Origin of the sequence: Pseudoalteromonas sp. NZS71_1, assembly GCF_015864305.1 — a bacterium.
Lineage (GTDB): Bacteria > Pseudomonadota > Gammaproteobacteria > Enterobacterales > Alteromonadaceae > Pseudoalteromonas > Pseudoalteromonas arctica.
In genome coordinates this window covers 466,360-487,231 of record NZ_JADYXM010000002.1, presented here as the reverse complement: position 1 = coordinate 487,231, position 20,872 = coordinate 466,360, and the positions used below count along the sequence as shown (strand labels likewise).

Here is a 20,872-nt window from a genome sequence, read left to right as displayed (position 1 = left end):
ATATAAACAATTTAGTAGGGTATAATTCGCGCCTTTTGTTATTCTACGGCCACAATTATGAGCACACTCAAAGCTAAGCGCGCCTTATTTTCATACCCTAAATACTGGGCTGAATGTTATGGCACCGCGCCATTTTTACCAACTACACGTGAAGAAATGGATGCACTTGGCTGGGATAGCTGCGACATAATAATAATTAGTGGCGACGCGTACGTTGATCATCCTAGTTTTGGTATGGCGGTAATTGGCCGTGTACTTGAAGCGCAAGGTTTTAGAGTAGGTATTATCGCCCAGCCAGCATGGGACTCTAAAGATGCATTTATGGAACTAGGCAGACCGAATTTATTTTTTGGTGTAACAGCTGGCAACATGGATTCGATGATTAACCGCTATACAGCTGAAAAGCGTATGCGCCACGATGATGCTTACACGCCAGATAACGTAGGTGGTAAACGTCCAGATCGCGCCGTAATGATTTACTCGCAAAAATGTCGTGAAGCATACAAAGGAATACCAATTGTTATTGGTGGTATTGAAGCGAGTCTTCGTCGTATAGCTCATTACGACTATTGGCAAGAAAAAGTACGTCGTAGTATTTTGTTTGATGCAAAAGCTGATATTTTAATTTACGGTAACGCAGAGCGTCCGTTAGTTGAAGTTGCACACCGTATTGCCGCAGGCGAAACAATGGATACTATTCAAGATATTCGCGGCACGGCTGTTATCAGAAAAGAACCTTTACCAGGTTGGCGTGGAAGTGACTCCACCGCTATAGATAAAATTGGTAAAATTGATCCAATTCCAAATCCATACGGTGCTGATGATGTTGGCTGTAGTAAATCTGAATTTAAACAAGCGGGTATAGACTTAAAGGCAGAAGCTGCAAAACCAATTATGGTTCAGCCTGCGCGACCTAAACCGTGGGAAAAAACCTATGTTAAGTTACCTGCTTATGAACAAGTAAGTGTTAACAAACCTTTATACGCCCACGCTTCGCGTATTCTACATCAAGAAACAAATCCTGGTTGTGCAAGAGCACTGTTTCAGCGACACGGCGATCGTTCTATTTGGGTAAACCCGCCAGCATACCCATTAGAAACACATGAGATGGATGCTGTGTTTGGTTTACCGTATCAGCGTATTCCTCATCCAAGTTACGGCGACTCTAAAATTCCTGCTTACGACATGATAAAAACGTCAGTTAATATTATGCGCGGTTGCTTTGGTGGGTGTTCGTTTTGCTCAATTACGGAGCATGAAGGGCGTATTATTCAAAGCCGTTCGCAAGAATCAATTATTGAAGAAATTGAACAGATTAGAGATAAAGTACCCGGTTTTACTGGTGTTATTTCTGATTTAGGTGGTCCAACTGCAAATATGTATAAACTGCGTTGTACGAGCAAAAAGGCAGAAAGTACCTGTAGACGTTTATCATGTGTGTATCCTGAAATTTGTAAGCATATGGATACAGATCATACGCCAACAATAGACTTATATAAAAAAGCACGTGAAGTTAAGGGTATCAAAAAGGTATTGATTGCTTCTGGAGTTCGTTACGACTTAGCTGTACGCGACCCGCGTTACGTTAAAGAATTAGTAACGCATCATGTAGGTGGCTACTTAAAAATAGCCCCAGAGCATACAGAAGATGGTCCATTATCAAAAATGATGAAACCAGGTATGGGTGCGTACGATCAATTTAAAGAATTATTTGATAAGTACTCTAAAGAAGCCGGTAAAAAGCAGTATTTAATTCCTTACTTTATATCTGCTCACCCAGGGACAAAAGATGAAGACATGGTAAACATGGCTTTATGGCTTAAATCTAACGACTTTAAGCTTGATCAGGTACAAAATTTTTACCCATCACCGATGGCTAATGCGACGACTATTTACCACACAGAAATGAACTCTTTACGTAATATAAAAAACAATACAGAAGTTGTTCCAGTACCTAAAGGTGCTCGCCAACGTAGATTACATAAAGCTATTTTACGCTACCATGATGCAGCAGGTTGGCCGATGATACGTGAAGCACTGCGTAAAATGGGTAAAGCTAATTTAATTGGTAAAGGGCCTAACTGTTTAGTGCCTGAAGAAGGGCGTGATGAAAAAGCAGGTAAAGGTGGTAGTAAAGGCGGACGTCCTGCACTAACGCGACATACCGGTTTTAGCCAATTTAAAAAGGCAAACACTAAACCAAAAGTAGGCGGTAATCGTCAAAGTACACGTTAGTGATTCAATCTATTAATAACTAGGGCGTGTTGATCTTTGGTGGGTGAATTTGCAGCAGTATGTTTTGTTTTTAGGCAAGGCGGAGCCTATGTAGTGTGGTTATTCCCCATGAATAGGCGATAACGCAGCATAAATACCAAACATGCGCTGCCCTTTGGGTTCTTTCTAGGGACGATTAACTCTTTGTTGCTCGGTTTTTACTTAGCCCACTAGGTTACAAACCTCGCGCCGCGATTTAATCGCCCCTAGATTGAACAAGTTTCAATCCACAAAGATCAACACGCCCTAGTAGATTAGTTTAATTACGCTAAGGGTTTTTAAACCCTTTTCATGCGTAAATTAAGTAAACCTTGCTCTTTATTATCTATATTATTGTAGGTGATAAAGAGCGAGCTTTTAGAAACCCCTCTTGAGATAGCACGTATTTAGTGCCTATATACTTGCAGTTAGTTTTTCTTAAAACGTTGATGATAACCACAAACGTAATTTAAGTGACCATAACGGCTGAATGCCTGTTAGCCCTTGCGTCATTTTATTATCTTTTAAGATTATATAAGATGGCGTGACTTGCCCTTGCCAATCGGCAAATATCTCACCGTGTTGATCGTTGACAGTGATAAAACTGTAGCCATGATCATTTAGATACTCATGTAGTTTTTGATCCGAGCCTGATTTTATTGCGATACTCACGACAGGGTAGTTATTCTCGTTTGCGAGTTCGTTTATGGCAGGGGAGGTAATACTACAAATAGGGCACCAAGTTCCCCAAAAATATACAAGTGTTGGTTTATCTTGGCTCATTGCTGACAAATCAATGTTTTGCCCTTTATAATCTATTAATTGTAATTGAGGATTTGCTGGCATAACAGGTTGTCGCCACCAATTTACAGCGTTATAAATTACGAAAAATATGAAACCATATATCAACACACTTTTTAATATTGATAGGCCTTTTTGTTTTGGCGTTTTTTTAGGTGTGTCTTTTTTATTTTTGGTATCCGTTGTCATAGTTGCAGCTTTACCCTAAGTGTTTTTTACTTTAGTTATTTGCAAAAGTTTCTAATTTAAACCAGCAACCAGGTAGCAGTACCTAAAAAGGCGAATATACCCACAATGTCTGTAATTGTAGTTAAAACTACACTACCTGCAAGAGCGGGATCTATATTCATCTTTTTAAGAATAATAGGGATACTCGCACCAGCAACACCTGCCACCACTAAGTTCATAAACATAGCGAAGGCGAGTACGCCACCAAGCATAAAGTCCCACTGCCATAGGGCAATAACACCTGCTATTAACAACGACCACAAAACACCGTTTAACGCGCCAATAGCAAGCTCTTTCATCATCAAGAAACGTTGGTTTGTTTGATTTATATGACCTACCGCAATACCACGAATAACAAGCGTTAATGATTGGCTACCTGCAACACCGCCCATAGAAGGGACAATACCGTTAAGTACAGCTAAAATAGGTAAAACATCTAAAGTGCCTTCAAAAAAGCTAGCTACAAAAGCAGCTGCAAGTGCAGTTAGTAAGTTGACACCTAACCAAACTGAGCGTTTTTTAGAGCTTTTTAGTACTGGCGCAAAGGTATCTTCTTCATCATCAAGGCCGGCTAAGCCCAATAAACTATGCTCAGCATCTTCTCGGATTACGTCAACGATGTCATCGATAGTGACACGACCAAGGAGCTGATCGTTATCATCGACTACGGGGGCCGATATCCAATTATGACGTTCAAATAATTGCGCGACTTCACTTTCATCCATAGAGATTGGAATGGATTCACAATCTTCATCCATTAAATCACGAACAATTTTTTCTGGCGGGTTAGTTAATAATGTACTCAGCGATAAAGCGCCTATAAAGCAGTTATGCTTATCAACAACGTACAAGTCATCGGTACCTTCTGGTAACTCGCCGCGTAGCCTAATATATCTAAGTACAACATCGAGCGTAACGTCAGGGCGGATGGTCACCGTATCGGTGTTCATTAGCGCGCCAGCAGAACGCTCTTGATACGAAAGTGCTTGTGTTGCACGCTCACGGTCTTGAATGTCCATCGCGCTAACAACGTCTTTATAAACGGTGTCTGGCAGACTACGTAATACTTCACCTAAGTCATCGTGGCCCATATCTTCGGTTGCGGCTGCAATGTGCTTAGGTTCCATTTGGGCAATAATGCCTAAACGAACATCTTCTGAGAGTTCTTCAAGAACATCACCTTGCACATCAGGATCAACCAACTGCCAAAGGAGTCGGCGAATTTTATGTGGTGATGATTCTAATAATAATGCGGTATCACAAGGAGCTGTTTTTGCGAGCATGCGCCTAACTTGAACAAATTGACCACTATTGAGTGACTTAGTCACCTGTTTTAGTTGCTGTAGTGGGTAATCTTGTTCAAAAGCTTCAGGCATTGGCGTCCTTTATAAATTTTTATATTACTTTATGGGGAGAGGTGAGTTAACTGGCGTCACTAACCGTATTTATTTTATATATCTGTTTTAGTTGGGGCATTAGTAATGCGAGCATTATTTTTATAACTGTTTATTCTTGTTCATTAAAACGTTGTGCTATTAACTCTCCAACAGCATGTAAAGCTTGCTCAGAATCGGGGCCTTTACATACAACTTTTACTTCTTTGCCTTGGCTACTTTCAAGTAACATTAGTGCAAGTACGCTATCGCCTGCAGCTTCTTTGTCATCTTGAAATAATGTAATTGTCGCATCAAACTGCACTGCCAATTGGGCAAGCACGGTGGCTGCTCTGGCGTGCAATCCTAATTTGTTTTTTATTAAAAAAGTGTCTTCACAATGCATAACTTACTCTACCTAAGCTGAACAGGTGATTATTCAGCTATATTATTTTTCTTGTTCGCGATGGCGAATTTTAACATTGGGATGTGTCATTGCAAAACTTTCACCGATAGTTTGCGCTAAATATACAGAGCGATGTTGTCCGCCTGTACACCCAATAGCAATGGTTAAATAACTGCGGTTATTTCGCTCTAAGTGCGGTAACCATGTTTGTACAAATGTCTGAATTTGCCATGTGAATTTTTGCACTATGCTGTGATTGGCCAAATAATCTTTAACAGGTTGATCTAACCCATTTAAAGGTTTTAATTCAGGTTCCCAATGTGGATTGGGTAAAAAGCGTGCATCAAATACGTAATCTGCTTCTTTTGGTATACCGTATTTAAAACCAAACGATTCAAACGTGACAATCAGTTGCTTATCTTTTTTACCTAAAATCTTTTCACGAATAGATTCAGCAAGTTGATGAACGCTTAAATCAGTTGTATCTATCATAAAGTCGGCGCGGGTGATTAATACATCAAGTAATTCTTTTTCTTTTTTGATGGCTAAATCAAGAGGCAACGAGTCAATTGATAGTGGGTGTAATCTACGAGTTTCAGAAAAACGTTTGATCAATGTTTGATCGTCGCTATCTAAATAAAATAACGTAGGGTTTGCAAAGCCTGGCAAGTATTCAAGAATATCGTTAAATTCATCTTGTTGTTTAGGGATGTTCCGTACATCAATGCTAACAGCAATTTTATCGTAGCTATCAGACACACTGCGAACTAATGAAGGAAGCAAGTTAACTGGAATATTATCTACGCAATAATAACCTAAATCTTCTACAACGCGTAAAGCAACCGACTTTCCAGAACCAGAACGGCCGCTTATGATAATTAACTCCATTTAACACCCTTTATAAAACTATGATTGATTGACAATAACTTGGTAAAGCTCAGTATCTGATTTTGCACTGCGTAACTGTTTACAAAAATCTTTATTGTTTAGTTTATCAGCAATGGTTGCTAGAGTCTTTAAGTGCTGCTGGTTATCGCCATCTGGTACGATGAGTGCGACGAAAATATCAACAGGGCGATTATCGATTGCATCAAAATTTATTGGAGTTTCGCTAACGAGTACTAAAGCCAAAGGCTCTTCTGCACCGCTCATTCTTCCATGAGGAATGGCAATGCCACGCCCTATACCTGTACTACCCAATTTTTCTCTGCTCATTAAAGCATTAAGAATATCTTGTTGCGGTAAATACGGAAGTTTGTCGTGAGCAAGTTCGCTAATGAACTCTAAAATTCTTTTTTTGCTATTAAAAAGGACCGCAGCTTTGCTGCAGTCCTGGCATATAAGTGAGCTTAATTTCATCATATTAGTGTCGAGCAAGCTTCTCTTTGTGTTTAATTACTTGTCGATCGAGCTTGTCGATCAACGAGTCAATGGCGGCATACATATCTTGATGTTCTGTAGAGGCAAATAACTCAGCACCGCTTACGTGTATGGTGGCTTCTGCTTTTTGATTTAATTTTTCTACATCGAGAATGACATGAACATTATTAATATGATCAGAGTGTCTTTCTAGCTTCGCAAATTTGGTATTAATATAGTCTCTTAGTGAATCGGTTAATTCTACGTGACGACCAGTTAAGTTTAGTTGCATAAGCATTACCCTCTTTTTTTTGCGTCTTAAATCAAACTTTTACGTTGATTTGACGGTGGAATAGCCAGAGATTCGCGGTATTTTGCGATTGTACGTCTCGCTACTTTAATTCCTTGCTCAGCCAATATATCCGCTATTTTGCTATCACTCAATGGTTTTGCTGAGTTTTCTGCTGCGATTAATTTTCGGATAAGCGCACGGATTGCTGTAGATGAACATTCACCCCCGTTTTCGGTGCTTACATGGCTTGAGAAAAAATATTTAAGCTCAAATATACCACGGGGTGTGTGCATATACTTTTGGGTTGTTACGCGCGAAATTGTTGATTCGTGCATTTCTACCATTTCAGCAACATCATTTAAAACCATTGGTTTCATGGCTTCAGGACCGTGTTCAAAAAAGCCTTGTTGTTGCTTAACAATACAATTTGTTACTTTTAATAGCGTGTCGTTTCTACTTTCTAAGCTTTTAATAAACCATTTAGCTTCTTGTAAATGCGAGCGAATAAACTGGCTGTCACCACTGGATTTTACAGTGCGAGACATTGCCGCGTATTGGCTATTAACACGAATTTTAGGCATGCTGTCTGGGTTTAACTCAACAACCCAGCGGCCTTTAATTTTTTTAACTGACACATCAGGAATAACATACTCAGATTCTTCTCTTACAATAGTATCTGCAGGTTTAGGGCTAAGAGTATGTATTAATGTCATTACTTCTTTAAGCTCTTCTTCTTTGAGCTTAGTTTTCTTCATTAATGTACGATAGTCACGAGCAGCTAATAAATCAATATGCTCGGTTAAAATCATTTTTGTTTCATTAATGTAAGGTGTTTCTTTGTCAAACTGGTTAAGCTGAATACACAAACACTCTTGTAAACTACGTGCAGCAATACCAACAGGATCAAACAGTTGGATGCGTTTTAATACAGCTTCAATTTCATCAAGTTCGACTTCGTTATCATCTTCGTTTTCTTGATTAAAGCTTTCTAAAATCTCTTCGCAGCTTAGTGTTAAAATACCTGAATCATCGACGGCTTCTACAATCGCAATAGCAATAGCTTCGTCTGTAGGGCTAAATGGCGTTAGTTGTAACTGCCACATTAAATACTCATGGAGCGTTTCAGTAGAGGCGCCTTGGTATATTGATTCGTCTTCAGGCATCGGACCCGATGATGATGCTGGGGCGGCACTCATGTACTCATCCCAACTAACATCCATAGCCATGTCGTCACTTAGCGTGTCTTTTGCAAGTGCTTCACCACTATCTTGTTCGTATTCGCTTGGAGCATCATCGGCAGATGCGCTAACAGTTATGTCATCTGTATCTGCTTTTTGCTCGTTTTTACCTGCAGCGTCTTCTGAATAGTCTGCTTCTTCAACCTCTAATAGCGGGTTGCTGTCGAGAGCTTCTTGTATTTCTTGCTGGAGATCCAATGTACTGAGTTGCAACAAACGAATAGCTTGTTGCAGCTGTGGAGTCATTGTAAGTTGCTGGCCCATGCGCAGCTGTAGTGATTGCCTCATGTATCTCTAACAATCCTTTTATGTTGTTATAATTAATACTAGCAGATGCTTAAAGACATGGCGTAAATGTTACAGCCTAAATTGCTCGCCTAAGTAAACATCGCGTACTGTTTTATCATTTAATACGTGTTCTGGAGTACCTGATGCAATCAGCTCCCCATGAGAAACAATGTAGGCTTTTTCACAAACATCAAGGGTTTCTCTTACGTTATGATCGGTAATTAATACACCAATCCCACGATTTTTAAGATGTTCTATTATTTTCTTTATATCTAATACCGAAATAGGGTCAACACCTGCAAATGGTTCATCCAGTAATATAAATTTAGGATCTGCTGCCAGCGCACGTGCTATTTCAACACGACGACGTTCGCCTCCTGACAATGCCATACCTTGGCTATCACGAATGTGTTGTATGCTAAATTCATCTAATAATTTATCGAGAGTGTCTTCTCTAGCTTGTTTATTTAACTCTTTGCGCGTTTCTAAAATGGCCATTAAGTTTTGATAAACAGTCAGCTTTCTGAATATTGAAGACTCTTGCGGTAAGTAGCCAATGCCTAATCTAGCACGACTATGCATAGGTAAAAGAGTAATATCGTTATCGTCTATCGATATTTTACCTTTGTCGCTAGGTACAAGTCCTACTATCATATAAAACGTGGTGGTTTTACCTGCGCCGTTAGGGCCAAGTAAGCCAACAATACTGCCAGCTTTGACTTCAAGGCCGACGTTTTTTACAACTTCACGGCCTTTATAGCTCTTTGCTAATAGCTCTGCTTTTAATGTGCTCATGGTTGACCTTTGTCGCTTTTTTTACTTTTTTTAGTCTCGATTGGCACTAAAATTGTGTGAACGCGGTCAGTTGAGTTTTCATCTTTTTCGGCACTGATTAGCTGCTGCTCTATATCGTAGGTAATGCTTTTAGCATTTATTTTTTGTCCCGCTTGCGATACTTGTGCATTACCAACAAGCGTTAAAAAACGCTTAGATACATCATAACGTACTTCGTCAGCACTGGCGCTCATAGTCGTGCCATCTGATTGCTTCTCTTCAAAGTGCGCAGGGCTACCTGTAGCAATTAATAATTGTTTATTATCGCCAAGTTCATCGCGTTTATGTACTTCTAAGCGGTCGGCTGTGATACGGCGGTTACCGTGAATAATTTCAACGTTTTTCTCAAAAATTCCGACATTAGCTTTTAATTGACCTTCTTGCTTATCGGCGCTTATTGAAATTTGATTTGCAGCCGGTTGCGTGTTTTGCTCTGCAGCACTACTATTAAACGCTAGTATAAGTGTAGGAATAATAAGTGATTTTAATATTTTATTGGTCATAATATATGGTTCGCGTATGGTTAATTAGTTTTATCACTTCGGTTTTTAAGTCGGCTTCTAGGCCTTTACCAGTGATTTTTAAATTGGGCCCAGTGATGATAACGGGTTGCTCCGAACGCATTGTTAATAGCTTTATATCTACTTGAATATTATCAGCATTGATTTTGTCTATCATGGCGTTATCGGTTAAGTTTTTGGCAACCACATTGCCTTCTAAAATTAATTGTTTGTCTTCATATAATGTTGCTTCGTCTGCATTTATTTGCCACGTTTGCTTTTCGTTATATAAAGTAAAAATAGGTTTTTCAAAAAACGTAAAACCTAATTGTTGATATAGCTCCATTTTAGCCGCAGTGACTTTGTGGCTAATTTTACCTTGTTCGTCATAGGCTGTTTGTTTGAGTTCTATGGCTATGTAATCAGGCTTGGCAATAACTTCAGGCTCAGTCTGAGGCACAATATTTGTTTGTGTAAAATAAGGGTACCAAAGCCAAACCATACAGCTAATGAATAAAACGCTTAATATTATGCGCGCTGCATTCATGAACTAGTGCCTTGTGTAGTCAATGCTTTACCATTTTCAAGCATAAGTAAGTCGGTGAGCTCTCTTACTGCACCAAAGCCGCCAGGCATTTGCGTTACATAGTGTGATAAACGTTTAATAAGTGGATGGGCATCATTTACTGCAACAGCAAAGCCGACTAATTCCATAACGGGCATGTCAGGACCATCATCACCGATATAAGCAATTTGTTCATCGCTAAGGTTGAGTTTGTCTTTTAGCTCTTGATAGGCAATGAGCTTATTTTCTTGGCCTTGATAAATATGCTGTACGGTTAAGCTGCTCATACGTTGTTGCACTATTTGTGAATGACGACCAGTAATTACAGCCACTTCAAAGCCACTGTTTATAAGCGCTTTAATGCCAAAACCATCTTTTGTATTAAATGCTTTTAGCTCTTCACCTTGATTACCAAGATAAATACGGCCATCAGAAAATACACCATCAATATCGCATATAAGTAGCTTTACTTTTTTAGCGCGTGCTTTTGCATCATCGCTCAGCGGTTGATAGAGTTCTTCAAATTGCATTTATAACACTCCTGCTTTTAATAGGTCTTGCATGTTTAATGCGCCAATAGGTTGGTTTTTATCATTGACGACGATTAAGCCATTTATACGTTTGTGTTCCATAATATTAAGCGCTTCAGCAGCCAAAATATCTTGTGTAGCCGTAGTACATGACTTAGTCATAACAACATCTATTTGTGTTGTATGAATATCAATTCTTTGCTCTAAAATACGACGCAAATCGCCATCGGTAAATAATCCCACGAGCTGCTGATTTTCATCAACAATGGCTGTCATACCTAAACCTTTAGCAGACATTTCAATGAGGGCGTCTTTAACTGTTTGTGAAACGCTAATAATAGGTGTATTTGCGCCGCTGTGCATAACATCTTTTAAAGTAAGTAATAAACGCTTGCCTAAACTACCACCTGGGTGAGATAGCGCGAAGTCATCAGCTGTAAACCCGCGAGCTTCTAATAATGCAACTGCCATGGCATCGCCCATCGCAAGCGTTGCAGTGGTACTTGATGTAGGAGCTAGACCCAATGAACAGGCTTCTTTTTCTACTTTAATACACACATGTACATTAGCAAGGGTCGCCATGGTTGATTGCGTATTGCCAGTCATCGATATCATTTTGGCACCAAGTCGTTTTAAAACCGGAATGATATTTAAAACTTCGCTGGTCTCCCCTGAATTAGAAATAAGCATAACCACGTCATTTTTAGTGATCATCCCTAAATCACCATGACTTGCTTCACCAGGGTGAACAAAAAATGCTGGACTGCCAGTGCTTGCAAGGGTTGCCGCTATTTTATTGCCAATATGACCTGATTTACCCATACCAATGACAATAATACGGCCTTCGCAGTCGTACATTAATTGGCACGCGTTATGAAAATTTTCATCTACATATTGTGCAATATCACTAAGTGCTTGGCGCTCAACATCTAAAACGCGAAGGCCTTGTTCAATAAAATTTAGCGTTGCCATCATTTACCCTACTTGACTAAAAATATACCCTTGGTAACCCAAAAACGCTATTAGCAATAAGCCGCCTTCTACTCTATTGATACGTTGGGTACCTCTAAAGTTCAATGACATAATAATAAGAGCAAGTGTTGCGCCAATCATAATTAATACGTCTCGGCTTACTAATGATGGATCAATGGCTGAAGGGTTAATAATACCGGCAAGTGGTAATACCGCTAGAATATTAAATATGTTTGAGCCAACAATATTACCTAGTGCTAAATCATCTTCATTTTTAAGTACACCTGCAACCGAAGCGGCAAGTTCAGGCAAACTAGTACCGATAGCAATAATTGTTAAGCCAATGACTAAGTCGCTTAAGCCGAAGTATTTAGCAATATCGACAGCCGAACCTATTAAAAAATGAGAGCTAACAGGTAGGAGTATCATGCCGACAACTAACCAAAATACCGCTTTTTTCGTAGGTACATCGTTTGGTACATCGTCGCAGGCTTCTGAGACAAATGGGTCATCTTGGTTTTTTGCACGCATAGATACAATAATTAACCCACCGATGAATACGATAAAGCCAACCAAAAGTGCAACACCTTCATTAAATGAAAAGTAGTTATCTGAGAACACATACCAAGTAGCTAAAGATACGAGCATCACTAATGGCATTTCACGTTTTAATGTACTTGATGAAACTGAAAGAGGGCGAAATAGAGCAGTGATACCTAACACAAGTAAAATGTTTGTAATATTAGAGCCAACAGCATTGCCAACCGCTGTGTCGGTTTTATTAGCCAGAGCGGCAGAGGCTGAAACCATCATTTCGGGTGCTGAAGAGCCCATAGCTACCACGGTTAAACCAACAATAAGTGTAGGTACACCAAAGTTTTTAGCAAGAGCCGCAGCGCCATAAACAAACCTGTCTGCACTCCAAACAAGAGCTGCAAAACCAAGAATTAAAATAACAAACGAGGTAACCATTGTGTTAAGCCAGTTATACAAAATACGGATGGCGCGAATAGTAACAAAAGCCAAGATGAAAGTATAAATAAAAGAGTAAGGTCAACTAGGTAACAATGCTGCTTTTAAACAGCTAATTTAAAAATTTAAGCCGGGGTTAAGCTGTTTTGAGCGAGTCTTATAATCCTTTTCATGGGTGTATTACAAAATCTTACGAATTGTTTTTTCCATCTTTGACAAAAAAGCTTTAAAATAGGTGCACTAGTGAACATTTTTATGGAGAGCGACTTGTCGCAATCAATAGTAGAAGTCAAGGATGTTAGCTTTTCGAGAGGCAATAGAACTATATATAAAAATATGAGTTTTAGCGTTCCTAAAGGTAAAATTACTGCGATCATGGGGCCAAGCGGAATTGGCAAAACCACTATGTTGCGTTTAATTGGTGGTCAGCTTAAACCAGATTCAGGTGATATTTTATTTGAAGGTGGCAGCATTCCTAAAATGTCTCGTAAAGAGTTATACGAAGCACGTACTAAAATGAGCATGCTTTTTCAAAGTGGTGCGCTGTTTACTGATATGTCGGTATTTGACAATATTGCGTTTCCTATAAGAGAGCACACAAAGCTAAGTGAAGACCTTATCCGATTAGTTGTATTAATGAAATTGCAAGCGGTTGGGCTACGTGGCGCTAAAGATTTAATGCCCTCTGAGTTATCGGGCGGTATGGCAAGACGTGCTGCACTTGCGCGCGCTATAGCACTTGATCCAGAGCTAATCATGTACGATGAACCATTTGCAGGACAAGATCCTATTTCGATGGGCGTATTGGTTAAGCTAATTAAGTCGCTTAACGAAGTATTGAGTTTATCGTCTTTAATTGTGACACACGATGTGACAGAGGTAATGAGTATTGCCGATCACGTTATAATTATCGCCGATCAAGGTGTAATTGGTTGTGGTACTCCTGATGAAATGCGCAATCATGAATCTCCTTTAGTTCAACAGTTTTTAAAAGGCTTGTCGGATGGTCCGGTACCATTTCATTTTCCGGCTCAAGCTTATGCAGATGAACTACTTGGAGAAAAAGCATAATGTTGGATTTATTTCAAAAGCTAGGGCATAAAACGCTAGGACGTTTTGCGGCTCTTGGCCGTTCGGCTTATATGCTGTTTAGTGCGCTTGCGCATGTTCCTAATTTTAAAAAAGGCACACCGTTACTTGTTCGCCAACTTTATATGGTGGGTTCGCAATCGTTACTGATTATTATGGTGTCGGGTTTGTTTATCGGCATGGTGTTGGCTCTACAAGGTTACACCGTATTAGTTGGTTATGGCGCTGAGGATAGTTTAGGGCCGTTAGTGGCACTGAGTTTATTGCGAGAACTGGGCCCGGTTGTTACTGCATTACTGTTTGCAGGACGCGCAGGTAGCGCATTGACTGCTGAAATTGGCTTAATGAAAGCAACAGAGCAACTTTCATCACTTGAGATGATGGCAATCGATCCGCTAAAACGTATTATTGCACCACGCTTTTGGGCGGGTTTTATAAGCATGCCATTGCTTGCATTGATATTTTCAGCCGTAGCAATCATAGGCGCTCATTTAGTGGGTGTAGATTGGCTGGGGGTTGATACAGGTAGTTTTTGGTCAATCATGCAATCACAAGTGTCGTTTCAGCAAGACATACTAAACGGTATTATTAAGAGTTTTGTATTTGCCATAGTGGTGACCTGGATTGCGCTTTATAAAGGATATGACTGTGTGCCGACCTCAGAAGGGATCAGCAAAGCAACCACCGAAACGGTTGTTCATTCGTCATTAGCAGTTTTAGGTTTTGACTTTATTTTGACAGCGGTAATGTTTACCAGCTAATAGGGTATAGATAATGAATTCACGGAAATTAGAAATTTTAGTTGGTTTTTTTGTAGCACTTGGCATTTTAGCTTTTGCGATGCTCGCACTTAAAGTTGCCAATTCAGGTATTAGTGGCTCTGGCGAAACATATACGCTTAATGCCAAGTTTGAAAACATTGGCTCGTTAAAAGCACGTGCACCAGTAAAAGTAGGTGGTGTTGTAATTGGTCGTGTTGAATCAATTTATGTTCACCCACAAGAATTTTTACCAGTGGTAAACATGACCATTGATGCACAGTATTTATGTCGTTTTTCAGACACAAGCTCAATCTCTATTTTAACGTCGGGTATTTTAGGTGAGCAGTACTTAGGTATTCACCCTGTCATTTCTCCAGATTCGGCTAAACAACGTTGTTTAGGCGAAACAGTGACTGAAAACAAGCAAGATGAAGCAATTGACGATTTGTTTGGTGTGGAAAGTAAAGCACTAGGTGATGGCGATTCAATTACTGACACTAAGTCTGCCATTGTACTTGAAGAATTAATCGGGCAGTTTTTATTCAACCAAGGTAGTGAGTAATTATTATGTTGAAAAAGTTTTTAGCTATTGTAGTAATTGGCACAATGACGCTAACTCAAAGCGTAAGTGCAGCAGATGTGAAATTAATCGATCCAAATAAAATGGTACGCCAAGTTGCTGATAATACATTTGCACGTATTAAAAAAGATCAGCCATTAATTGTTAAAAATCAAGAGCATCTTCGCGTAATCGTTGAAGAAGAATTAATGCCTTATATCGACTACAAATATGCAGCACTTCGCGTACTAGGTAGTGAAGTATCTAAAGTACGTGCAATTACCGACGAAGCTGAAAAAGCCAAAGCAATTAAAGAAATTCAACGCTTTATTGGTGTGTTTAGAGAGTATTTAGTTGCTACTTATGCAGGTGTATTCACTCAATATACAAACCAGAAAGTTGAGTTTGGTGCAGAACAAGCATTTAAAGGCAAAGATGTCGTTGTCGTTAAAACTAAAATTATTGAAGATGGTAAACCTGATATCAGAATCGATTTTAAAGTACGCGAAGACCGTGACGGTGAATGGCGCGCGTACGATATGATTGCTGAAGGTATTAGTTTACTAGATGCAAAACAAAGTGAGCTACAAGGTATTTTGCGTCAGCAAGGTATTGATAATGTAAGTAACCTTTTAGAGCAAAAGAGTCAGCTACCAGTTCAGTTTAGAGGCAGTAACTCGAATGACTAAATTGGCAATAAGCCAAGTTGATGGACAACATTTTCGAGTAAACGGTGAGCTTACTCGAAATTCAATTGGCGATGAACAGCTTCTGAACAACAAGCTATTAACCAAGCATAAAATCATCTATTTCGACCTAAGTGGTGTATCTAGGGTTGACACAGCGGGCTTAGCTTGGTTAATTCACTCTTTTGCAGAATTAAAGCAGCAAGGCATTCGCCTTGAATTGCAAAACCTACCTGAGCAATTGCAAAATTTAATGCAATTGGGTCAGGTTACAACCCTATTTGAGTGAGAGTTATGGAAACTAGCCAAGTCGAAACATTATTACGCGAAGAACTTCAATTAGCTGAAGTACATGTAAAAGCCAATGGTAGTCATTATGAAGTTGTTGCAGTAGGTGAATGCTTTGACGGTTTAAGCCGAGTTAAAAAGCAGCAGCTAGTTTATGGCCCATTAATGAATACAATTTCAGATGGTACAATTCACGCAGTATCTATTCGTGCATTTACTCCTGTAGAGTGGAAGCGTGAACAAAAATTTATTTTACCGCAATAAATAGGGCCTCTTAATGGATCAATTTGTAATTCAAGGTGGTACTTCACTTGCTGGTGAAGTGACTATTTCTGGCGCTAAAAATGCCGCACTTCCTATTTTGTTTGCTTCATTATTAGCTGATGGAAAAAGTACATTTACTAATGTACCGCGCCTTCGCGATATAGTGACCACTGAAGCCTTATTAAAAACTCTAGGCGCTGATGTTAATTGGCACGGCGATACGCTAGTGATTGACGGCGCAACGGTTAATAAAACATTAGCGCCATACGACTTAGTTAAGCAAATGCGTGCCTCTGTACTTGCATTAGGCCCTTTAGTTGCTCGTTTTGGTGAAGCTCAAGTGTCTTTACCTGGTGGGTGTGCTATTGGTGCTCGCCCTGTTGATATACATATTCAAGGTTTGGAGCGCATGGGCGCACAAATAAACGTTGAAAATGGTTATATTAATGCCAAGGTAAACGGTCGCTTAAAAGGCGCTGAAATCTTTATGGAAATGGTAAGCGTAGGCGCTACCGAAAATCTATTGATGGCAGCAGCCCTCGCTGATGGTAAAACCATACTTGATAATGCTGCACGCGAGCCCGAAATAATTGATTTAGCTAACTGCTTAATTGCTATGGGCGCTAAAATTACGGGTGCAGGCACTAGCCGCATTGAAGTTGAAGGCGTTGAGCGTTTAGCAGGATGCGAGCACAGCATTTTACCAGATAGAATAGAAACAGGTACGTTTTTAGTCGCTGCAGCAATGGCAGGCGGTGAAGTACTTTGTAAAAACACTGACTTTCATTCTCTTGAGCCTGTGATTGAAAAATTACGCGCAACAAATGCACACTTAGAAGTACATAACGACAGTATCTATCTTGATATGCGTGGCCGAGAACTGAGAGCCGTGAATATTAAAACAGCTCCACACCCAGGTTTCCCTACGGATATGCAAGCTCAGTTTACAGCATTAAATGTAGTAGCGAATGGTAGTGCGACTATTACAGAAACGATTTTTGAAAACCGTTTTATGCATGTACCAGAGTTACAGCGTATGGGTGCTAATATTCGTTTAGAAGGGCATACCGCAATTTGTGGTGAGACTGAGAGCTTAACGGGCGCGCAAGTGATGGCAACCGACCTACGGGCTTCAGCTAGCTTAATCTTAACGGGTATAGTGGCACAGGGTGAAACGGTTGTTGACCGTATTTATCACGTTGATAGAGGCTATCAGCGCATTGAAGATAAGCTAAGTGCGTTGGGTGCAAATATTAAACGTCGAAGTAGTTAAGTAGATATTTAACTAGCTAAGCTATTTTAAAAAGGTCGGATACGCAAATTGCTATCCGACCTTTTTATTGACGATTTATGAAAGTTGGTATTATTTTTTATTAAAGCTTTGTTTCAAGCTCAGCTACCACCACCATGATTTTTTCTATTTTACCATTCCGGTAAAGCTCAAATTCTATTTCTTTACCTGGTTCTGTATTACCTATTTCTTCCAGCACTTTTTGTGGATTTGCTACCGAAAGCCCTGCAATTTTAATAACAATATCTTGCTCTTCAATACCCGCTTGCCATGCTGGTCCCAAAGGGTCTAAATTAGTAATACGCATGCCAGTAACTGGGGTTAGGCTGTCGTTTACTTCCTTGCCGGTACTATCTACTGCTGTGCCTTCAAAGCCTAAATAGCCGCGCACAACGCGACCATGACGAATGAGCTTACCCATTACTTTTTTAGCAAGTGAGTAAGGAACCGCAAAGAATATTCCTTGAATATTCAAGTTCTCACGCGTTTTAAACTGCGCAGAAGTAATGCCGACTAAATCACCATTGGAGTTAACTAATGCGCCGCCAGAGTTGCCCACATTAATAGCCGCATCCATTTGCAATAAGTTATTGTACGGACTGTCTGTAATTTTTTGCTTACCCGTTGCGCTAATAATGCCTTGCGTGATTGTTTGGCCTAAATTAAGCGGGTTACCTATGGCAAGTACAACATCGCCTACACTGGATACATAGCTATCATTTACAGGAATTACCGGAAGGTGATCTGCATTTATTTTAAGTAAGGCTAAATCAGTAATAGTATCAAAACCAATTAGCTGTACATCAAAAAAGCGTCTGCCATCGGTTAGAATAACCATAATTTGATCTGCATTATTAACAACATGGTAGTTGGTAAGAATGTAACCGTCTTGCGACATGATGACGCCAGAGCCTAGCTCTTGTACCGTGTTTTTTCTTTTATAACGAGGTTCTTTGGAAATACTTTCTGAAAAAATAGTAACCACAGAAGGAGCAGCTCGTTTAACTGCATCAGAAAAACTCAGGTGACTCGAACTCATTGCGCTTGGTAGGGGAACATTTGGAAGTAAAGCCGCTCGCATATTAGGGCTGAAAAAAACCACTAAAAAAGCAATACTTAGGCCTGCAAATAAAGGGGGAAGAATAAATTTTATTAGTTTCAGCACGATTTTCTTATTATGTAAGTGAGCAATCTCTTTATGATGACATAAAAAAAATAACAGCGGCAAGTGCCACTGTTATTTTTATTACATTAATAGTGCTATTTATTACTGAATTAAAATAAATATAGACTCACGACCACGTTGCACGCCAAGTACTATATTACCTTTTGTACTGTCGATGATTTTATTCATGTCGCGAATTGTTTCTACTCGTTGACGATTCACTTGCATAATAATATCGCCTTCTTCAAGGCCAACACGGGCAGACGGTGAGCGAGGATCTACTGAAGTAACCTCAACACCTTTATTACTATTTTTTTGTACATTTTCAAGTGTCGCGCCTTGGAATGCAGGATGCAGCTCTTCACCGGTCGCTGTAACACCTGATGCACCATCAAGGGTTACTTTCACTGTTTTAATTTTACCATCGCGGTAAATGCCTAGTTTTATCTCACGGCCTTCACCTAGCGTAGCAATTTTACTACGTAGTTCATGAAAACCACTAATGTCGCCACCGTTTATGCTAACAATAACGTCACCAGCTTCAATTCCAGCCTTACTTGCGGCGGTGTCGTCCATTACTTGCATTACATAAGCACCTTGTTTGACATCAAGTTGCTGTGCTTTTGCAAGTCCAGCATCAAGTGGACGACCAGAAATGCCTAACGAGCCTCGACGCACTTCACCATGTTCAATAATTTGATCGACTAGATTTTTCATCATATTAGATGGAATCGCAAAACCAATGCCCACGTTGCCGCCAGAAGCACCTAAAATAGCGGTATTAATACCAATCAACTCACCATTGAGGTTAACTAAGGCACCGCCAGAATTACCTTGGTTAATAGCTGCGTCGGTTTGAATGAAATCTTCGTAGCCCTCAATGTTTAAACCACTTCGACCAAGGGCACTAACAATACCTGATGTAACTGTGTGGCTAAGACCAAATGGGTTACCAATAGCGACAGCAAAGTCACCCACCCGTAAATTATCTGAGTTTGCGAGTTTGATTTCGGTTAAGTCATCAGCGTCTATTTGTAAAAGAGCGATGTCTGATTCTGTGTCAGTACCAATTTTAGTAGCTTCAAATTCACGGCCATCTTCGAGAGTAACTACCATTTTTTCGGCGTCTTGGATTACGTGGTTATTAGTCACTACATAGCCCTCATCAGCATCAATAATGACCCCAGAACCTAATCCACTAAATTGGCGTTTTTGACTGCGAGGCTGTTGCTGTCCAAAAAAATATTCGAGTGGATCTGCACGGCGGCGCACTTCTTTAGAGCCTGAAACTTGGATACTTACAACACCAGGAGATATTTTCTCTAGCATGGGGGCAAGAGTGGGTAGTTGTTGACCATTTACTGCAATTGGCATTTTTGCATAAGACGCTACAGGGCTCATTAATAAGCTTGTAGATAGAATAGCTGCGCTGATAAGTGATAATTTCATTTTCATAGTCAGGGGTAACTCCACTTAAGATAAAGCAAAAACAAAAAGGGCTACTTTAAAAGCAGCCCTTTTTGGTTTATTAAGATAAAACAACAAAGCTGTTATATCTAAAGACTATGGGGTCTAAAAAAAGTTCATCAAGATACTTTAGAATGTTCTGAAACTTTATTTTGACCAGCAAATAAACCAGATTCACCCGATACATAATCAGCTGGTTGTGCTGCGGCTGAAGAACGATCTGAACGACGCTCTTTTAAAGACGCTTGTAGTTGTTCTGTTGTTTCTTTAGAAAAATAAGGTTCTGCTGGTGCTTTATTTCTATCTTCTAGAAGAAGTTGGTTTGTTTCTTCAACGTGACTAAGCAGTTGATCATAGTTTTCTTTCATTTTATTTACGAGCTTGCCAGTATTCGCTAAATGATCAGCTACATCTTGACGATACTGCTCTAACGCATTTTCAGCTTGCTCTGCCTGCTCTTTTAATTCATCTTGTTTGAATTGTTTTTTAGTAACAAATGCGCCAATAAAAAATGCTACAACAGCAGCAATAACAATTAAACCTACCCACATAACTGTGCCCATAAAAACTACCCCTTTGGGAAAATAACTAACGAATGCCGATTCAATTATAAATCATACTAAGTGTAATATACCCCGAGTTATGATGCGTGTTAATATGCTTTGCAAATTAAACTGTGTTTTAACTGTAA

At 39.7% G+C, this 20,872-nt stretch carries 24 protein-coding genes; 8 read left to right on the top strand and 16 right to left on the bottom strand.

Going from position 1 to position 20,872, the window contains the following annotated elements; genetic code table 11:
• Window positions 1–57: 57 nt before the first annotated feature.
• The gene (locus I6F43_RS05115; RefSeq protein ID WP_007580292.1) at window positions 58–2,235 is read left to right on the top strand and encodes a YgiQ family radical SAM protein; all 2,178 of its coding nucleotides are present in this window, start codon (window positions 58–60) and stop codon (window positions 2,233–2,235) included.
• A gap of 456 nt (window positions 2,236–2,691) precedes the next feature.
• Here I6F43_RS05115 and I6F43_RS05110 read toward each other — a convergent pair whose 3' ends face one another.
• The 13 genes from I6F43_RS05110 to I6F43_RS05050 form a co-directional block, all read right to left on the bottom strand.
• Entirely contained in the window at window positions 2,692–3,243 is a 552-nt protein-coding gene (locus I6F43_RS05110; RefSeq protein WP_197101310.1) for a protein disulfide oxidoreductase, read from the bottom strand.
• 56 nt (window positions 3,244–3,299) lie between these two features.
• The gene (gene mgtE / locus I6F43_RS05105; protein ID WP_007580297.1) at window positions 3,300–4,658 is read right to left on the bottom strand and encodes a magnesium transporter; all 1,359 of its coding nucleotides are present in this window, start codon (window positions 4,656–4,658) and stop codon (window positions 3,300–3,302) included.
• A gap of 130 nt (window positions 4,659–4,788) precedes the next feature.
• Complete coding sequence (locus tag I6F43_RS05100; protein ID WP_002957937.1) at window positions 4,789–5,061, bottom strand: HPr family phosphocarrier protein; 273 nt, start codon at window positions 5,059–5,061, stop codon at window positions 4,789–4,791.
• Window positions 5,062–5,103: 42 nt separating this feature from the next.
• Window positions 5,104–5,949, bottom strand: coding sequence for an RNase adapter RapZ (gene rapZ / locus I6F43_RS05095; protein WP_166377049.1), 846 nt, complete (start codon window positions 5,947–5,949; stop codon window positions 5,104–5,106).
• Between the two features lie 18 nt (window positions 5,950–5,967).
• On the bottom strand, window positions 5,968–6,420 hold the full coding sequence (gene ptsN / locus I6F43_RS05090) for a PTS IIA-like nitrogen regulatory protein PtsN (RefSeq protein WP_024590190.1): 453 nt from the start codon (window positions 6,418–6,420) through the stop codon (window positions 5,968–5,970).
• A 4-nt stretch (window positions 6,421–6,424) separates the two neighbouring features.
• Complete coding sequence (hpf, locus tag I6F43_RS05085) at window positions 6,425–6,712, bottom strand: ribosome hibernation promoting factor (RefSeq protein ID WP_007580301.1); 288 nt, start codon at window positions 6,710–6,712, stop codon at window positions 6,425–6,427.
• A 26-nt stretch (window positions 6,713–6,738) separates the two neighbouring features.
• Window positions 6,739–8,238, bottom strand: a complete 1,500-nt coding sequence (locus I6F43_RS05080; protein ID WP_197101308.1) for an RNA polymerase factor sigma-54 — start codon at window positions 8,236–8,238, stop codon at window positions 6,739–6,741.
• A 69-nt stretch (window positions 8,239–8,307) separates the two neighbouring features.
• The gene (lptB, locus tag I6F43_RS05075; RefSeq protein ID WP_007580304.1) at window positions 8,308–9,033 is read right to left on the bottom strand and encodes an LPS export ABC transporter ATP-binding protein; all 726 of its coding nucleotides are present in this window, start codon (window positions 9,031–9,033) and stop codon (window positions 8,308–8,310) included.
• Complete coding sequence (lptA, locus tag I6F43_RS05070; RefSeq protein WP_024590191.1) at window positions 9,030–9,575, bottom strand: lipopolysaccharide transport periplasmic protein LptA; 546 nt, start codon at window positions 9,573–9,575, stop codon at window positions 9,030–9,032. Before lptA ends, lptB begins: the two co-directional genes overlap by 4 nt.
• The gene (lptC, locus tag I6F43_RS05065) at window positions 9,565–10,119 is read right to left on the bottom strand and encodes an LPS export ABC transporter periplasmic protein LptC (protein WP_007580308.1); all 555 of its coding nucleotides are present in this window, start codon (window positions 10,117–10,119) and stop codon (window positions 9,565–9,567) included. Before lptC ends, lptA begins: the two co-directional genes overlap by 11 nt.
• On the bottom strand, window positions 10,116–10,667 hold the full coding sequence (gene kdsC / locus I6F43_RS05060; protein ID WP_007580311.1) for a 3-deoxy-manno-octulosonate-8-phosphatase KdsC: 552 nt from the start codon (window positions 10,665–10,667) through the stop codon (window positions 10,116–10,118). The genes lptC and kdsC overlap by 4 nt, the downstream gene beginning before the upstream one ends.
• Window positions 10,668–11,639: a KpsF/GutQ family sugar-phosphate isomerase gene (locus tag I6F43_RS05055; RefSeq protein ID WP_197101340.1), complete on the bottom strand. Its 972-nt coding sequence runs from the start codon at window positions 11,637–11,639 to the stop codon at window positions 10,668–10,670. It abuts the gene before it with no gap.
• A gap of 3 nt (window positions 11,640–11,642) precedes the next feature.
• Window positions 11,643–12,611: a calcium/sodium antiporter gene (locus I6F43_RS05050; RefSeq protein WP_024607453.1), complete on the bottom strand. Its 969-nt coding sequence runs from the start codon at window positions 12,609–12,611 to the stop codon at window positions 11,643–11,645.
• A 255-nt stretch (window positions 12,612–12,866) separates the two neighbouring features.
• On the opposite strand from I6F43_RS05050, the gene I6F43_RS05045 reads away from it, so the two are divergent.
• The 7 genes from I6F43_RS05045 to murA are packed head-to-tail and all read left to right on the top strand — an operon-like array spanning window position 12,867 to window position 17,531.
• On the top strand, window positions 12,867–13,682 hold the full coding sequence (locus I6F43_RS05045) for an ATP-binding cassette domain-containing protein (protein ID WP_076916424.1): 816 nt from the start codon (window positions 12,867–12,869) through the stop codon (window positions 13,680–13,682).
• Window positions 13,682–14,461 carry a lipid asymmetry maintenance ABC transporter permease subunit MlaE gene (gene mlaE / locus I6F43_RS05040; protein WP_002957949.1) on the top strand — a complete coding sequence of 260 codons (780 nt, stop codon included), beginning with the start codon at window positions 13,682–13,684 and terminating at the stop codon, window positions 14,459–14,461. Before I6F43_RS05045 ends, mlaE begins: the two co-directional genes overlap by 1 nt.
• A gap of 13 nt (window positions 14,462–14,474) precedes the next feature.
• Window positions 14,475–15,023, top strand: a complete 549-nt coding sequence (gene mlaD, locus I6F43_RS05035; protein ID WP_002957950.1) for an outer membrane lipid asymmetry maintenance protein MlaD — start codon at window positions 14,475–14,477, stop codon at window positions 15,021–15,023.
• Between the two features lie 5 nt (window positions 15,024–15,028).
• Entirely contained in the window at window positions 15,029–15,709 is a 681-nt protein-coding gene (locus tag I6F43_RS05030) for an MlaC/ttg2D family ABC transporter substrate-binding protein (RefSeq protein WP_197101306.1), read from the top strand.
• Window positions 15,702–15,995: an STAS domain-containing protein gene (locus I6F43_RS05025; RefSeq protein ID WP_010554274.1), complete on the top strand. Its 294-nt coding sequence runs from the start codon at window positions 15,702–15,704 to the stop codon at window positions 15,993–15,995. The genes I6F43_RS05030 and I6F43_RS05025 overlap by 8 nt, the downstream gene beginning before the upstream one ends.
• Before the next feature lie 5 nt (window positions 15,996–16,000).
• Window positions 16,001–16,258 carry a BolA family protein gene (locus I6F43_RS05020; protein ID WP_002957953.1) on the top strand — a complete coding sequence of 86 codons (258 nt, stop codon included), beginning with the start codon at window positions 16,001–16,003 and terminating at the stop codon, window positions 16,256–16,258.
• Window positions 16,259–16,271: 13 nt separating this feature from the next.
• Entirely contained in the window at window positions 16,272–17,531 is a 1,260-nt protein-coding gene (gene murA, locus I6F43_RS05015; protein WP_007580318.1) for a UDP-N-acetylglucosamine 1-carboxyvinyltransferase, read from the top strand.
• A 100-nt stretch (window positions 17,532–17,631) separates the two neighbouring features.
• Here the strand turns inward: murA and I6F43_RS05010 are convergent, their stop codons facing one another.
• From I6F43_RS05010 to I6F43_RS05000, 3 genes are all read right to left on the bottom strand, one after another.
• Window positions 17,632–18,714, bottom strand: coding sequence for a trypsin-like peptidase domain-containing protein (locus I6F43_RS05010; protein ID WP_007580320.1), 1,083 nt, complete (start codon window positions 18,712–18,714; stop codon window positions 17,632–17,634).
• A 102-nt stretch (window positions 18,715–18,816) separates the two neighbouring features.
• Window positions 18,817–20,169: a Do family serine endopeptidase gene (locus tag I6F43_RS05005; protein WP_010554276.1), complete on the bottom strand. Its 1,353-nt coding sequence runs from the start codon at window positions 20,167–20,169 to the stop codon at window positions 18,817–18,819.
• Between the two features lie 131 nt (window positions 20,170–20,300).
• Window positions 20,301–20,744, bottom strand: coding sequence for a YhcB family protein (locus I6F43_RS05000; protein ID WP_007580324.1), 444 nt, complete (start codon window positions 20,742–20,744; stop codon window positions 20,301–20,303).
• Window positions 20,745–20,872 lie beyond the last annotated feature (128 nt).